This window comes from Enterobacter sp. 302C9, assembly GCF_034106085.1.
In the GTDB taxonomy this organism is placed as follows: Bacteria; Pseudomonadota; Gammaproteobacteria; order Enterobacterales; family Enterobacteriaceae; genus Enterobacter; species Enterobacter asburiae_B.
In genome coordinates, this window is record NZ_JAWNBW010000002.1 from 385539 (window position 1) to 400682 (window position 15144).

Here is a 15144-nt window from a genome sequence, read left to right on the forward strand (position 1 = left end):
GCGATAATTACCCCTTTCTTAATCATCGCGGAGTGTTGATGAGCGATTTGCAGCCTTTCCTTCCGACGCGCAAGCGCCCCATGAAGCTGAACACCCTGGTCACGCTGATGGTGTGCGCGATTATTGCCTCTGTGCTGCTGGTGGTCTTTGCGCTCTACTCCGTGCAAATCACCCGGGCGACCCGCGATGATGTAAAAGATACGGCTCTGGGTATTGCCAGAACGCTGGCCAACAGCCCGGAGATCCAGCGCGGCCTGATGCAGGCACCGCAGGAGAATATTATTCAGCCCATCGCCCAGGCGGTGACGAAACGAAACGATCTGCTGTTCACCGTGGTCACCGATATGCGCGGGATCCGCTACTCTCACCCGAACGAGGCGCTGCTGGGGCTGCATTTTATCGGTGACGATTTAACTCCCGCGCTTGAAGGCAAAGAGAACGTATCGGTAAACCGGGGTGCGCTCGCCGAAGCGCTTCGCGTCTTCACCCCAGTCTACGACGGCCAGCACGAGCAGATCGGCGTGGTGGCGGTAGGTATCTCCCTGAAAAAGGTTGAAGAGCAGATCGCTCGCGGGCGGCTAAACGCCGTCTGGACCATTTTATTCAGTATTTTTATGAGCTCCATGGCGATTTGGGGTCTGGTGCGGGTCCTGAAACGCATCCTGTTCGGCCTCGAACCTTACGAAATTTCCGCCTTGTTCGAACAGCGTCAGGCGATGCTGCAGTCGCTTCGCGAGGGGGTGCTGGCCGTCGATATTCACGGGCGCGTGACGATGATCAACCAGACCGCCAGAGAAATATTGCTTCTCCCTTCCGGCAAGCAGACCGAAAATGCCAGCGCCCCCCTGCTGGCCAGCCTGCGCGAAGTCTCAAAGACGGGCGTCGCGCGCCAGGATCAGGAGATCAGCTGTAACGGGCGTCTATTGCTGTGCAACATGGTGCCCGTTAAAAGCCAGGATCGGGTGATCGGCGCCATCACCACCTTCCGTGATAAAACGGAAATCAGCCAGCTGATGCAGCGTATTGATGGCATGGTTAATTACGTCGATGCCCTGCGCAGCCACACGCACGAGTTTATGAATAAACTGCACGTGATCCTGGGCCTGCTGCACATGAAGCGCTACGACAAGCTGGAAGAGTACATCATCCAGACGGCACATAATTACCAGACGGATATCGGTACGATACAGAGCAAGGTAAAATCCCCGGTTATTGCCGGGTTCCTGCTGGGTAAAATCAATCGGGCGAAAGAAGCGGGCGTCACCCTGACGCTGGCGGATGAATGCCAGATACCGGATACCGCGAGCGAAGAGCAGGTCGCGGTGCTGATCACCGTGCTGGGTAACCTCATTGAAAACGCGCTCGACGCGATGGAAGGACAGCAGGAAGGTGAGATCGGCCTGCTGCTGCATTATCAGAATGGCTGGCTCAGCTGCGAAGTCAGCGACGATGGCCCCGGCATTGAACCCGCTCAGCTGGAGGCTATTTTTACAAAGGGCTTCTCAACAAAAGGTGAAAACCGCGGCGTTGGGCTGTTCCTTGCTCGCCAGCAAATTCAGAACCTCGGCGGCGATATCAGCGTCGAGTCTGAGCCAGGCGTATTTACCCAATTTTTTGTTCACATCCCCTGGGATAGCGAGAGGAATATCGCGTGATAAATGTATTAATTGTCGATGATGACGCCATGGTAGCCGACCTCAACCGTCTGTATGTCAACCGTGTTGATGGTTTTAGCTGCTGCGGCGTCGCCTCCACGCTAAACCAGGCCGAGGCCATCATTAATAACCCCGGGCAGCCTGTCGATCTGGTGCTGCTGGATGTCTATATGCAGCAGGATAATGGGCTGGATCTGCTGCCCGTTATTCGCGCATCCGGTCGCCCGATCGATGTGATTATGATCTCGTCGGCTGCCGACGCCGCCACGATCCAGACCTCCATCCACTACGGCGTGGTGGATTATCTGATCAAGCCGTTCCAGTTCCCGCGCTTTGAAGAGGCGCTGAACGGCTGGAAGGCAAAGCACAGCCTGATGGGTTCGCACCAGTACTATGAGCAGGCCGACGTCGACCGGCTGATCCACGGCGGGGCGCCGGAACTGGCGGACAGTAAAAAGCTGCCGAAGGGGTTAACGCCGCAAACGCTGCGCACGATTTGCCAGTGGATTGACGCTCACCCGGAGACGGAATTTTCTACCGATGACCTGGCAAGCGCGGTCAATATCTCGCGCGTGTCCTGCCGCAAGTACCTGATTTGGCTCGCACAAATCAACATTCTGTTCACCAGCATTCACTACGGCGCCACCGGCCGTCCGGTGTATCGCTACCGTCTCCAGCCGGAGCAGACCGGCCTGCTCAAGCAATACTGTCAGTAACGCGGTAGTCGTTATCCAGCAGGGTAAAGCGGAAGTGGTGTGCTGAAGAGAACACCACTTCTTTTGTTTTGGTCACAAAGATAGCTTCAATATCGGGGCGCGCGCGCAGGGCGGCACAGCCCTTCTCTATGCCCATGCCGTACATCAGCGTGGTCCAGATATCGCCGTCGATGGAGTCCTTCGAAACAATCGTTACGCTGTCCAGCTCGTTGTCCAGCGGATACCCGGTGCGCGGATCGAGAATATGGTGATAGCGCTTGCCGTTTTGCTCAAAGTAGCGCTCGTACGTTCCCGACGTCACGACGGAGAGGTTCTCTACGGTCATCGTGCCGATCAGCGCATCACCGGCGAACGGTTTTTTCAGCCCCACGCTCCAGCCCCCTTCCGGCGAGCCTAACGTCTGAATGTTTCCGCCGAGGTTGATCAGCCCCAGCTCAGCGCCCTCTTTATGCAGGTAATCACGCACCCTATCGGCGATATAGCCTTTGGCAATGGCCCCCAGATCGATCTCCATCCCCGCTCTGGTCAGAAACACGCTGCTGCTGGCCTCATCAAGAATGACATCTTCAGGACGGGTTATCGCCAGCAGCGACGCGATTTCATCGGCAGGCGGAACGCTGTCCCCCTGAAAGCCAATTTTCCAGCGCTTCACCAGCGGACCTATCGCCAGGTTAAAGGCGCTGTCCCTGAACAGGCTTGCCGCTTTGGCACAGCGGATCAGCTCAAACACCGGCCGGCTGACGGTAACCGGATGCTGGCCAGCCGCATGGTTGATGTCCATCACCTGCGAGTGCGCGCGGTTAACGGTGAGCAGATCTTCGTACTGTTTGATCAGGCGAAACACGCGGGACGCGAGGGCTTCGTCGTGGGAGAAGAGTTTCAGGAGAATGGGTGAGCCCATCAGGACGGCGGAGTAGCTGTAAACGCGATGGCTATCAGGCATGGCAGGAGTCCTCAGATGTAGCCCCGGCCAGCACCGCGCCGCCGGGGAAAATGCCGGATAGCGCTGGGCGTATCCGGCCTACAACACAGGGGTCTTACTGCTTTTTCGAACGCATAGCCGCCTGATGTCCTGCAAGCGTACCAAAAATAATGATATCTGCCACTGCGTTACCGCCGATACGGTTACCGCCGTGGATCCCGCCGACCACTTCACCGGCCGCAAACGCGCCTGGCAGCACGTTGTGGTTGCTGTCCAGCACGCAGGTTTCGGTGTTGATGGTCACGCCGCCCATGGTGTGGTGCACGCCCGGTGCAATCTGAATGGCGTAGAACGGCCCTTCGTTGATAGGCGCGCGCAGCGCGGTGGTACGGCCAAAATCATCATCGTGCTGTTTTTCAACGAAGCCGTTGTAACGTTCCAGCGTCGCGAGAAAAGCGTGGTGATCCATACCCAGCGCCTCAGCCAGGGCTTTTGGCGAGCTGGCGCTGGTCACGAAACCTTTCGCGATGTACTCATCCGCGGCTTTGTTTTTGGCACGTACGTGCTCGTCAAAGACGATGTATGCGTATTTCTCCGGCAGCGCGATGATTGACGCCGAGACTTTATCGCGGGTCGACATTTCGTTGTAGAAGCGCTCCCCTTTCTGATTGACCAGAATCGCCCCGCCGCCGCGAATGGATTCGGAAATCAGGTACGAGGTTTTCTGCTCTACGGTTGGGTGAATCTGAATTTCGCCCATATCCACGGTACCGGCCCCGATGCGCTCCAGCAGCGCGATGCCGCCGCCGGTTGCCCCTTTGTGGTTGGTGGTAACGAACCCTTCCAGATCAGGACGGTATTTCACCACCATCTGGCTGTTAGCGCTGAAGCCGCCGGTGGCGACAATCACGCTTTTGGTTGCCACGGTGACGGTTTCGTTCTCTTCGGTGGTCAGACGTACGCCGGTCACTTCGCCGTTCTCGAAGATGATGTCGCTGACGGAGGTATCCAGCATCACCTCGATGTTGCGTTTGTTGACGTTACGCACCAGGCCGCTGATCAGGTAGCCGCCTACCGCTGAACCGTCTTTTGGACGGTGAGTACGGTCGATGCTCATCCCTCCGGTGGTGGTGATGTCGTTCAGCATGATGCCGCGCGTTGCCAGCCACTCAATTGCCTGCGGCGCGTTTTCGACGAAGCGACGCAGCAGTTCCGGGTTGTTCTTGTTGCCGCCGCCTTTCAGGCTTTCCTGATAGAACAGCTCTTTGCTGTCCTGAATGCCCTTCACGCGCTGGAAGCGGGTTTCGGCGGCATTCATACCGGCTGAAGCTTTAATGGTGTTCCCGCCGATGGTCGGCATTTTCTCGACAATCAGCACGCTCGCGCCTTCGTCGTGAGCCTGAATCGCCGCCGCCAGACCGGCGCCGCCGCTGCCGACAACGACCACGTCCACGCTGCGGGTTTCGTTCGGGTCAACGCCCTCTTCCGCGGCCAGCGCTTTGCTGGATTTCAGCATCGCTTTAGAGACCGCTTTCTTCACCGCTTCACTCTGGCTGGTTGCGCCGGTGATGGCATCCACGTGCGGGGTATTGGCGTCCAGAATGCGGGTACGGATCTCTTCAAAGCTGGTTACAAACTCAACGTCTTCGCTCGGGCCGGAGGCCAGCTCGATGTCCGCAATGCGGTCAGTTTCCAGACTGACGTTAATCACCAGCTCGTTAGCGTCATCCTGCACTTTCTCAGCAAAGGTACCCGGTTTGAATTTGGATTCACCCATGCTCATGTCGCGGATCATCGCTTCTACCAGCGAGAAGCGCCACAGCGGTTCAGGAATGCTGAGCTCTTCGCGTTTGGTGCTGTCCATAAACAGCTCCAGGCTTTCCCCGGCCGCAATGCGGTCTGTCCAGTCCGGATAAGCGATGGTGGCGCGGCCAACGGCAATCAGGTCGTAACCGTGGTCCAGCGCTTCATTCACATCAGAAGCATTCACCACGCCGCCCACGCCCATGACCGGAACCTGCGCCAGCGTTTCAGAACGCATCGCGCAGTATTTTTCGATAAGCGGGGTGGGATCCTGGGTGTCGACGATGGAAGGACGCAGGGTAGCGCCGACGGAGAAGTGCAGATAGTCCACGCCGCGCGCCGCCAGTTTTTCCAGCAGATACATGGTGTCGTCAAAGCGGATGCCCGGGACTTCCATCTCTTCAGGGGAGAAGCGGTAGCCAATAATAAACGCGTCGTCCGCGTACTGGCGCACCATTTTGTGGGTAATGTCCAGCACCGCCAGCGGGAACTTCGCGCGGTTATCGCGGCTGCCGCCCCACTCGTCGTCGCGCTGGTTTGAATTCGGGGAGTAGAACTGCTGAATCAGATAGGTATTCGCCCCGTGGATTTCCACGCCGTCGAAACCGGCCTGGATGGCGCGACGCACCGCCTCACCAAACTTGCCGATCATGCCTTCCACTTCTTCTGCGGTCAGGGCGACAGGCGTTGCGGCACCTTCACGCGGCGCGGCTACGGCGCTCGGGCCAACCGGGGTACGGCCACCAATCAGTTTTGGATCGACCATGCGGCCGCCGTGGTAGATCTGCAGCAGCGCCTTAGATCCTTTGGATTTGATGGCCTCCGCGATTTTCGCCAGCCCGGCAATTTTCTCGTCATTATCAATACCGATGGCACCCGGGAAGGCGAGACCGAGATCGTCGACGAAGCAACACTCCACAATGATGGTGCCAATGCTGCCGGAACGGGCCCGATAGTACTCCACCAGCTCGCTGGTGACTGTGCCGTCAAAATAGCCGGTACAGGTTGTCATAGGGGCCATTAACAAACGGTTTTTCAGTTCAGTGCCATTCGGTAATGTGAAGGGGCTAAGAATGCGTTCGTTAGTGCTCATAATAGAAACTCCAAACTTTTAAAAATTAAGAATTCGTTATCGGATTGATTTTTTATTTCGTCGTTATTTGCCGATGTCATGATATTAATATAATGATTTTTTTAGTTTCTAAAGTTATTACGTTAGTTAAAAAACTATTTAATCCCTGCGATAACACAAATAACACATTGGTGTTAGCGATTGTAATTCAGTCATTCACAATAATTTAAAAACCGTTAAAATATGAATGGTAAAACCAATTCACCTTAACACACATAAAACCAATAAAATCAAAGCTTTGCAATCACACCAAAATCTATCTTGTTAAATAAATGATAAAAAACACGCAAAAAACAGGCAATAACCACATACGCCAGAGTGGTTATTAATAAAAGCATAAAAATAACGCTGTAATTCTATTTTTTTGATCGCGATCAATAGTCATGGCATTCAAAAGCGCAATATAAAAACATCATCTTTTTTTTAATTTAGCGCACACAAAAACGCGTTAAATCGCTATTACTGAAAATACAAGAAAGCACCTTTAATAACTAAAAAAAGCAAAGAAACTAAATAAAGTGCTTTTTCAGTGCGACCGAATTTTTGACAACTTAAGACGTGAAACTATGAATACAAAAACTGCTGTAACGCCCCCTGTGGCGAACCAGGCATCAAATGGAAACGCAAAACGATTGCTGATGATGGCGCTACCCGTCATCGTCGCCGTACTGCTGCTGTTTGTTCCCGTTCCTGAAGGCTTGCCGCCTTACGCATGGCACTACTTCGCCATCTTTGTCGGCGTGATCGTCGGTCTGATCTTCGAACCGCTGCCGGGTGCGGTGATCGGCCTGACCGGCGTGGTTGCCATCGCCCTGTGCAGCCAGTGGGTGCTGTTCAGCCCCGATCAGCTGGCTGACCCGAAATTCAAGCTGGCGGGCGCCTCCTTTAAGTGGGCGGTGAGCGGGTTTGGTAACTCTACCGTCTGGCTGATTTTCGGTGCCTTTATGTTCGCCGCTGGCTATGACAAAACCCGCTTCGGCCGCCGTCTGGCGCTGATTCTGGTGAAGTATCTCGGCCGTCGCAGCCTGACGCTCGGTTACGCCATCACGTTTGCGGACCTGCTGCTGGCACCGTTCACCCCGTCCAACACCGCGCGCAGCGGCGGGACCATCTACCCGATTATCGCTAACCTGCCGCCGCTGTACGGTTCAAAACCTAATGACCCAAGCGCGCGTAAAATTGGTTCATACCTGATGTGGGTGGCGATCACCGCAGCCTGTATTACCAGCTCAATGTTCCTCTCCGCCCTCGCGCCAAACCTGCTGGCCCTGGCACTGGTGAAAAGTACGGTTGGGATTGATATCTCCTGGGGCACCTGGTTCCTCGCCTTCCTGCCGCTGGGTATCCTGCTGATTCTGGCCATGCCGCTGCTGGCCTACTGGTTCTACCCACCTGAAGTCAAAGTGAATAACGAAGTGCCGCTGTGGGCGACCCGCGAGCTGGAAAAACTCGGCAAACTGTCCCGCAATGAAATTCTGCTGCTGGTGTTCGTATGCTGTGCGCTGCTGATGTGGATCTTCGCCGCCGCGTGGATTGAGCCTGCCATGGCAGCCCTGCTCATCGTCGGTCTGATGCTGTGGACCGGCGTGCTGGAATGGAACGATATCACCGGTAACAAGGCCGCATGGAACACCTTCGTCTGGTTCGCCACCCTGGTGGCACTGGCGGATGGCCTCTCCTCTACCGGCTTTATCAGCTGGTTAGGTAAAGAAGGCGGTCTGTTGATGAGCGGTATCTCTCCGGGCGTGGCGACCGTCGTCCTGCTGCTGGCGTTCTACCTGCTGCACTACCTGTTTGCCAGCACCACCGCGCACACCACGGCGCTGCTGCCAGCGATGCTGACCATCGCCTCCACCATCCCGGGCATGAATATGGAAGTGTTCGTTCTGCTGATGGTAACTTCGCTGGGCGTCATGGGGATCATCACCCCGTACGGTACTGGCCCAAGCCCGATTTACTACGGTAGCGGCTACCTGCCAACCAAAGACTACTGGCGCCTCGGCACCATCTTCGGTGCCATCTTCCTGGCGGCCCTGCTGCTGATTGGTTATCCGTGGATGTCCATGATGTTCTGATTCCTGACCGCCGGACTTCTCCTCCGGCGGTTTTATTTTTGTGGAGCAATACGCTATGTCAAATAAACCGTTTTTCTACCAGAACCCCTTCCCTCTTTCCCATGACGACACCGAATACTACCTGCTGACCAAAGAGCACGTCTCCGTTGCCGAATTCGACGGTCAGGAAGTGCTGAAAGTGGAGCCGGAAGCCCTGACCCTGCTGGCGCAGCAGGCCTTCCACGATGCCGCGTTTATGCTGCGTCCTTCTCACCAGAAGCAGGTTGCCGCCATTCTCAACGACCCGGAAGCCAGCCAGAACGACAAATACGTTGCCCTGCAGTTCCTGCGTAACTCTGAAATTGCCGCAAAAGGCGTGCTGCCAACCTGCCAGGATACCGGCACCGCGATCATCATGGGTAAAAAAGGCCAGCGCGTCTGGACCGGCGGCGGTGACGAAGCGGCGCTGAGCCAGGGCGTGTATAACACCTACATTGAAGATAACCTGCGCTACTCGCAGAATGCGGCGCTGGACATGTATAAAGAGGTGAATACCGGCACCAACCTGCCCGCGCAGATCGATCTCTACAGCGTGGACGGGGACGAATACAAATTCCTGTGCATGGCAAAAGGCGGCGGTTCTGCCAACAAAACCTACCTCTATCAGGAAACCAAAGCGCTGATCACCCCGGCGAAGCTGAAAAACTACCTGGTTGAGAAGATGCGCACCCTGGGCACTGCGGCCTGCCCGCCTTACCATATCGCGTTTGTGATTGGCGGAACGTCAGCGGAAGCCACGCTGAAAACCGTGAAGCTCGCTTCCACGCGCTACTACGACGCGCTGCCGACGGAAGGTAACGAACACGGCCAGGCGTTCCGCGACGTTCAGCTCGAACAGGAACTGCTCCAGGAAGCGCAGAACCTCGGCCTCGGCGCGCAGTTCGGCGGTAAATACTTCGCCCACGATATCCGCGTGATCCGCCTGCCGCGCCACGGCGCCTCCTGCCCAATCGGCATGGGCGTCTCCTGCTCCGCAGACCGCAACATTAAAGCGAAGATCAACCGCGACGGGATCTGGATTGAGAAGCTGGAACACAACCCGGGCCAGTATATTCCTGAATCACTGCGCCAGCAGGGCGAAGGCGACGTGGTGAGCATCAATCTGGACAAGCCGATGAATGAGATCCTGGCGCAGCTTTCCGCGCACCCGGTCTCTACCCGCCTGTCGCTGAACGGGACCATCATCGTGGCGCGCGATATTGCCCACGCGAAGCTGAAAGAGCTGCTCGACAACGGTGAAGAACTGCCGCAGTACGTTAAAGACCATCCGATCTACTACGCAGGCCCGGCCAAAACGCCGGAAGGCTACGCCTCTGGCTCACTCGGCCCGACCACGGCTGGCCGTATGGACTCGTATGTGGACTTACTGCAATCCCACGGCGCGAGCATGATCATGCTGGCGAAAGGCAACCGCAGCCAGCAGGTAACCGACGCCTGCCATAAACACGGCGGCTTCTACCTGGGCAGCATTGGCGGCCCGGCGGCGGTGCTGGCGCAAAACAGCATTAAGAGCCTGGAATGCGTCGCGTATCCGGAGCTGGGAATGGAAGCCATCTGGAAAATTGAAGTCGAGAACTTCCCGGCGTTTATCCTGGTGGATGACAAAGGCAACGATTTCTTCCAGCAGATCCAGAACAAACAGTGCGCGGGTTGTTCACAGCGCTAGGTTGAGACAGGCCGGGTGGCGCAACGCTGCCCGGCAGTCGCAGACAGACATGCGCCTGCGTCATGTCACAAAACCGTGATATCAGCCACTTAGCAAAAAGTGGTGAATAAAAAATCAATCAATTGTTAAGTTATTGTTGTCATTAATTGTATTGATCCCGCGAAGGCTATTCATGCAAAACGTGCATCAGCCGATGCGGCATTTGCGCTTATCTATTTCCTCATCCTGATCCAGTTTTCAAAAACAGACGCGTAAAACGTCAACAATAAACTGGAGATAACCATGTTTTCCTCAACCTCACCTGCAACCGTACGCTCGAAAGCGGGCGCCATACTCCGCGTGACGTCCGGCAACTTTCTTGAGCAGTTCGATTTCTTTCTGTTCGGCTTCTATGCCACCTACATCGCCCATACGTTCTTCCCGGCGAGCAGTGAATTTGCGTCGCTGATGATGACCTTCGCCGTCTTCGGCGCGGGCTTTTTGATGCGTCCAATAGGCGCCATCGTGCTAGGCGCGTATATCGACAAGGTAGGTCGCAGAAAGGGGCTGATCGTCACGCTTTCCATCATGGCGGCGGGGACGTTCCTGATTGTGCTTATCCCCTCTTATCAAAGCATCGGTCTGTGGGCGCCGCTGCTGGTGCTGACGGGCCGTCTGCTGCAGGGCTTTTCCGCCGGAGCGGAGCTTGGAGGCGTCTCGGTTTATCTGGCTGAAATCGCCACGCCGGGCCGCAAAGGGTTTTACACCAGCTGGCAGTCCGGCAGCCAGCAGGTCGCCATTATGGTCGCCGCGGCGATGGGCTTTGCCCTGAATGCCCTGATGGAGGAGAGCGCCATTCGCGAATGGGGCTGGCGCATCCCGTTCCTGTTCGGCTGCTTAATCGTGCCGTTTATCTTTTTCCTGCGCCGCAAGCTGGAGGAGACGGAAGAGTTCAGCGCGCGCCGCCAGCATCTGGAGATGCGTCAGGTCTTTAAAACGCTCCTTGGCAACTGGCAGGTGGTGGTCGCAGGCATGCTGATGGTGGCGATGACCACCACCGCGTTCTACCTGATCACCGTCTACGCCCCCACTTTTGGCAAAAAGGTGCTGATGCTCAGCGCCTCGGACAGCCTGCTGGTCACGCTGCTGGTGGCGATTTCTAACTTCATCTGGCTGCCGGTGGGCGGCGCGCTGTCGGATCGCTTCGGGCGCAAGCCGGTGCTGATTGCCATGGCCCTGCTGGCGCTGGCGACCAGCTACCCCGCCCTGACGCTGCTGGCGAGCGCGCCCAGCTTCTCCATGATGCTGAGCGTGCTGCTGTGGCTCTCCTTCCTTTACGGCCTGTACAACGGCGCGATGATCCCGGCCCTGACGGAGATTATGCCTGCTGAAGTGCGCGTGGCGGGGTTCTCTCTGGCTTACAGCCTGGCAACGGCGGTCTTTGGCGGCTTTACCCCGGTCATGTCCACCGCGCTGATTGAATACACCGGTGACAAAGCCTCGCCTGGCTACTGGATGAGTTTCGCTGCCGTGTGCGCCCTGCTGGCCACGCTCTACCTCTACCGCCGCCGCGCGGTATCGCTGCAAAACACCGTCAAGTCACAGGGGGCAGTATGAAACGCACCTATCGCTTTACCGCCAGCGCGCTGGTGCTGACGCTCCTTAGCGTTAATGCCTGTGCCCAGGACGTAAAGGTCATGATTTCAGGCGGCTTCAAGGCCGCCCTGGAAAAGCTGGCCCCGGACTATGAACGCCGGACCGGGGATAAAATCGTGATTATCCCCGGCCCCTCAATGGGCGCTACGCCGCAGGCGATCCCAAACCGACTGGCGCGCGGCGAGAAAGCCGACGTGGTGATTATGGTGGGCGATGCGCTGGAGAAGCTCGAAAAAGCCGGCCAGACCCAGCCGGGTTCGCGAACCGAACTCGCGGACTCCCCCGTTGGCATGGTGGTGAAAAAAGGTGCGGATGTCCCTGATATCAGCAGCGAGGCGGCTCTGCGTAACACGCTGCTGCAGGCCAGCTCCATCGCCTACTCTGACAGCGCCAGCGGCAGGTACGTCAGCCAGACGTTGTTCAAAAAAATGGGGATCGAAAAAGAAGTGGCGGGTAAAGCGACAATGGTCGAGCGTATCCCTGTCGCCTCAGAAGTGGCGAAAGGAAAATACGCCGTCGGTTTCCAGCAGGTCAGCGAGCTCCTGCCGGTTCAGGGCGTCACGTTTATCGGGAAAATCCCGGATAATCTGCAGTACATCACGCGCTTCGCGGGTGCGGTCACCCGCCATGCAGAACATCCCGCGGAGGGGAAAGCGCTGCTGACCTATCTCGCCTCACCGCCCTCCAGGGCCGTCATCCAGAAGACGGGGATGATCCCCGTTACGTCCGGCGATACTGCTCGGTGATCTGCTTTTCCAGTTCAGCCGCAATGTAGGACTGGATGCGCCCCCGGCGCCGGATAAGCCCCACGGTGCGTTTCACTTCCGGCGCCACCAGCGGCAGATGCGTCAGCAGCGTGTGCTCTGACGTCGGCATCGACATGGCGGGAACGGCAGCAATGCCGATCCCCGCCTCTACCATACCGAGCATCGTGGTAACGTGGCGCGTTTCGCAGACGCTGGGGCGTTCGGGAACGATATCCCCCAGCATCCGATCGAGCAGGTTACGGTTGCCTGACGTTTTATCGAGGGAGATATAATCCTGCTGGTAAAAGGCCTGCCACGTCAGGTGACTCTTCTGCGCCAGGGGGTGATCCTTTCGGCACGCCGCGACATAGACATCCTCCACCAGCGGGAAAAATTCGATGTCAGACGGCAGGTTTCCTGCGAAGCAGATACCAAAATCCGCCTGGCTTCGGGCCACGGCGTCAATCACATTCCCCGCGCTGCTGTCGATGAGCTTAATGCGAACGCGCGGATAGCGAGACTGAAAACGACGAATAACATCAGGCATAAAGTAACAGGCCGCGGAAGGGACCGTGGCAACCGTGATCAGCCCCGTCCGCTCTTCGCTGACCTTATCGACATCCGCCAGCATTGACTCAACGTTGTCGAGCAGCTGCGCGGAGCGTTCAGCAAAGTTTTGCCCGTATAACGTTAAGGACACGCGGCGGGTGGTACGGTCAAACAGCCGGTTTCCCAGCGCGGCTTCCAGCTTTTCAATCCTGCGGCTCAGCGCCGACTGGGATAAGCAGATAGATTCAGCAGCGACACGGAAGTTACCGTATTCCACTAACGCTCTGAAAGCATAAAGATCGTTAAGGTCAAAATTCACGGGCATGGCGTCTGGATGTCCTGTCAGGGAATACGCAACAAAGTCAAAAATAATAGCGTCTTATTAACCCGCCGCAACCGGCGCGGTGGTGAAATACGTCAGAGCTCGTTGAGATGCAGGCGAATATACCCGGCGCGATCGGCAATGGCCTGCCGCTCCTCTTCCTTCATGTCTGCAAGCTGTTTAAAGACGATGCCCAGGCGGGGATTGTTACCCAGACGCGCCTGGTTGCGCGCAAAGAAATCCCAGTAAAGGGCATTGAAGGGGCACGCCAGCTCTCCGGTACGCTGGCTGTGTTGATACCGGCACCCCTGACAGTAGTTACTCATCTTATGAATGTACGACGCGCTCGAGACGTAGGGTTTACTGGCCAGCAACCCGCCATCGCCAAACTGGCTCATTCCGAGGGTATTGGGCAGCTCCACCCATTCAAAGGCATCAATATAGACCCCCAGATACCATTCATGAACCGCCTGCGGCGACAGGCCGCTGAGCAGGCTAAAGTTCCCGATGACCATCAGGCGCTGGATATGGTGGGCGTAAGCCTCGGTGAGCGACTGCCCAATCGCATGCGCCAGGCAGCGCATCTGCGTCCTGCCGGTCCAGAACCAGTCCGGCAGCGGGGCGTGCTGGTCTAAGGCATTCAGCTCCCGATAGCCCGGCATCTGCGACCAGTAGATCCCACGCACGTACTCCCGCCAGCCGAGAATTTGTCGGATAAACCCTTCGACGGCTGGCAGCGGCGCATGGCCCAAACGCCATGCCTGCTGGGCGGCAGCCACCACTTCCCGCGGATTAAGCATTTTGGTGTTCAGCGCGAACGAAATTAACGAGTGGAACAGAAAAGGCTCCTCAGCGTGCATCGCGTCCTGCCAGGCGCCGAACTGCGGGAGCACGTGAGCGATAAATTCATCCAGCCTGGCTTTGGCTTCCGAACGGTTGAGCGGCCAGCTAAAATTCCCGGCCTGCGGTTCGCCGAAGGTGTTTACGCCACAGCGCTGGATCTCCGCCCATAAGGCTGAATAATCGTGGCTGGGACGCGAGTCGTCCGGCGCGGGCGGCGCGCCGGACCAGCGTTTGCGATTTTCAGCATCATAATTCCATTTCCCCCCTTCCGGCTCGCCTTCTGAGGTTAGCAGTATGCCGTTCTGACGACGCATTTCCCGGTAAAAGTACTCCATTCGCCAGCTTTTGCGCGTCGCAAAGAACGCGCTCACCTGTTCACGGGTGTTGAAGAAATGCTCGCTGCTGACGCAGGCCGTTTCGACGGACGCCGCTTTCGCCCACGCCTGCAGCTGCGTGTCCAGGCGCCATTCGTCGGGCTCCTGCCATATCACCCTGTCGGCGCCGTAATGCGCGACAAGCGCGTTGAGATTGTCTTCCAGCGCGCCGCGGTTTGAGTCGTCAGAGAGCCGGACATACCTCACCCGATGCCCCTTCTCTTTTAACGCAGAGGCAAACGCGCGCATGGCCGCAAAAATGGCGATCACTTTCTGAGCGTGGTGAAGCACGTACGCGGTTTCGGCCCGCAGCTCCAGCATCACGTAAATGACATTTGGATTGCAGGCATCGAACCAGCTGTGGTGCGGATTAAGCTGATCGCCCAGGATCAGGCGCAGTTCGGTCAACGGTGGCTCCTTCGACAGCGCTCGGAACAGTATTTGACCTCATCCCAGCATTTCGCCCATTTCTTGCGCCACGTCATGGGCCGCTGGCAGTGCGCGCACGCCCGGCTGGGCAGGTCCTGCTTGTTACCTTTGAAATCGCTCATCTTTTCGTTACCGTACTGATTTCTTCACTAAACCTGTGGATGCAGGCTACGACAGACTTCACAAAATGAAGGTGATGCCCGTAAACCGCTACCCACCGCTACGTACGAATGATAGT

General features: G+C 57.0%; 11 protein-coding genes. 6 read left to right on the top strand and 5 right to left on the bottom strand.

The features are described from left to right. Nucleotides 1–38 precede the first annotated feature (38 nt). Entirely contained in the window at nt 39–1655 is a 1617-nt protein-coding gene (locus UR289_RS07600; protein WP_064672756.1) for a sensor histidine kinase, read from the top strand. Next, entirely contained in the window at nt 1652–2371 is a 720-nt protein-coding gene (gene dcuR / locus UR289_RS07605; protein ID WP_033145914.1) for a two-component system response regulator DcuR, read from the top strand. Before UR289_RS07600 ends, dcuR begins: the two co-directional genes overlap by 4 nt. Here the strand turns inward: dcuR and UR289_RS07610 are convergent. Together UR289_RS07610 and UR289_RS07615 are read right to left on the bottom strand one after the other, a co-directional pair. Beyond that, the gene (locus UR289_RS07610) at nt 2352–3314 is read right to left on the bottom strand and encodes an FAD:protein FMN transferase (protein ID WP_320709614.1); all 963 of its coding nucleotides are present in this window, start codon (nt 3312–3314) and stop codon (nt 2352–2354) included. The two genes, dcuR and UR289_RS07610, sit on opposite strands and share 20 nt — an antisense overlap. A gap of 94 nt (nt 3315–3408) precedes the next feature. Beyond that, nucleotides 3409–6189: a flavocytochrome c gene (locus UR289_RS07615; protein ID WP_143346806.1), complete on the bottom strand. Its 2781-nt coding sequence runs from the start codon at nt 6187–6189 to the stop codon at nt 3409–3411. A 605-nt stretch (nt 6190–6794) separates the two neighbouring features. Here UR289_RS07615 and UR289_RS07620 point away from each other — a divergent pair. The 4 genes from UR289_RS07620 (at nt 6795) to UR289_RS07635 (ending at nt 12389) form a co-directional block, all read left to right on the top strand. After that, complete coding sequence (locus tag UR289_RS07620) at nt 6795–8303, top strand: anion permease (protein WP_072210827.1); 1509 nt, start codon at nt 6795–6797, stop codon at nt 8301–8303. A 55-nt stretch (nt 8304–8358) separates the two neighbouring features. Further along, nucleotides 8359–10008: a class I fumarate hydratase FumA gene (fumA, locus tag UR289_RS07625; RefSeq protein ID WP_045356690.1), complete on the top strand. Its 1650-nt coding sequence runs from the start codon at nt 8359–8361 to the stop codon at nt 10006–10008. A 282-nt stretch (nt 10009–10290) separates the two neighbouring features. After that, a complete protein-coding gene (locus UR289_RS07630; protein WP_029741700.1) occupies nt 10291–11604 on the top strand; it encodes an MFS transporter in 1314 nt (437 codons plus the stop codon). Beyond that, nucleotides 11601–12389 (top strand): substrate-binding domain-containing protein, encoded by a 789-nt coding sequence (locus UR289_RS07635; protein ID WP_320709619.1) that lies wholly within the window; start codon nt 11601–11603, stop codon nt 12387–12389. Before UR289_RS07630 ends, UR289_RS07635 begins: the two co-directional genes overlap by 4 nt. On the opposite strand, the gene UR289_RS07640 is transcribed toward UR289_RS07635, so the two are convergent. The 3 genes from UR289_RS07640 to UR289_RS07650 all read right to left on the bottom strand — a co-directional run bounded on the left by UR289_RS07640 (nt 12364) and on the right by UR289_RS07650 (nt 15028). Next, a complete protein-coding gene (locus UR289_RS07640) occupies nt 12364–13263 on the bottom strand; it encodes a LysR family transcriptional regulator (RefSeq protein ID WP_045142985.1) in 900 nt (299 codons plus the stop codon). The two genes, UR289_RS07635 and UR289_RS07640, sit on opposite strands and share 26 nt — an antisense overlap. Before the next feature lie 92 nt (nt 13264–13355). Beyond that, on the bottom strand, nt 13356–14885 hold the full coding sequence (locus UR289_RS07645; RefSeq protein WP_320709621.1) for a cryptochrome/photolyase family protein: 1530 nt from the start codon (nt 14883–14885) through the stop codon (nt 13356–13358). Next, nucleotides 14882–15028 (bottom strand): DUF2256 domain-containing protein, encoded by a 147-nt coding sequence (locus UR289_RS07650; protein WP_071891562.1) that lies wholly within the window; start codon nt 15026–15028, stop codon nt 14882–14884. The genes UR289_RS07645 and UR289_RS07650 overlap by 4 nt, the downstream gene beginning before the upstream one ends. Between the last annotated feature and the right edge of the window lie 116 nt (nt 15029–15144).

Excerpts from the sequence above, each read along its gene's own strand:
- UR289_RS07600 (WP_064672756.1), top strand. The coding sequence starts at position 39 with ATGAGCGATTTGCAGCCTTTCCTTCCGACGCGCAAGCGCCCCATGAAG.
- UR289_RS07610 (WP_320709614.1), bottom strand. The coding sequence starts at position 3,314 with ATGCCTGATAGCCATCGCGTTTACAGCTACTCCGCCGTCCTGATGGGC.
- UR289_RS07615 (WP_143346806.1), bottom strand. The coding sequence starts at position 6,189 with ATGAGCACTAACGAACGCATTCTTAGCCCCTTCACATTACCGAATGGC.
- UR289_RS07620 (WP_072210827.1), top strand. The coding sequence starts at position 6,795 with ATGAATACAAAAACTGCTGTAACGCCCCCTGTGGCGAACCAGGCATCA.
- fumA (WP_045356690.1), top strand. The coding sequence starts at position 8,359 with ATGTCAAATAAACCGTTTTTCTACCAGAACCCCTTCCCTCTTTCCCAT.
- UR289_RS07630 (WP_029741700.1), top strand. The coding sequence starts at position 10,291 with ATGTTTTCCTCAACCTCACCTGCAACCGTACGCTCGAAAGCGGGCGCC.
- UR289_RS07635 (WP_320709619.1), top strand. The coding sequence starts at position 11,601 with ATGAAACGCACCTATCGCTTTACCGCCAGCGCGCTGGTGCTGACGCTC.
- UR289_RS07640 (WP_045142985.1), bottom strand. The coding sequence starts at position 13,263 with ATGCCCGTGAATTTTGACCTTAACGATCTTTATGCTTTCAGAGCGTTA.
- UR289_RS07650 (WP_071891562.1), bottom strand. The coding sequence starts at position 15,028 with ATGAGCGATTTCAAAGGTAACAAGCAGGACCTGCCCAGCCGGGCGTGC.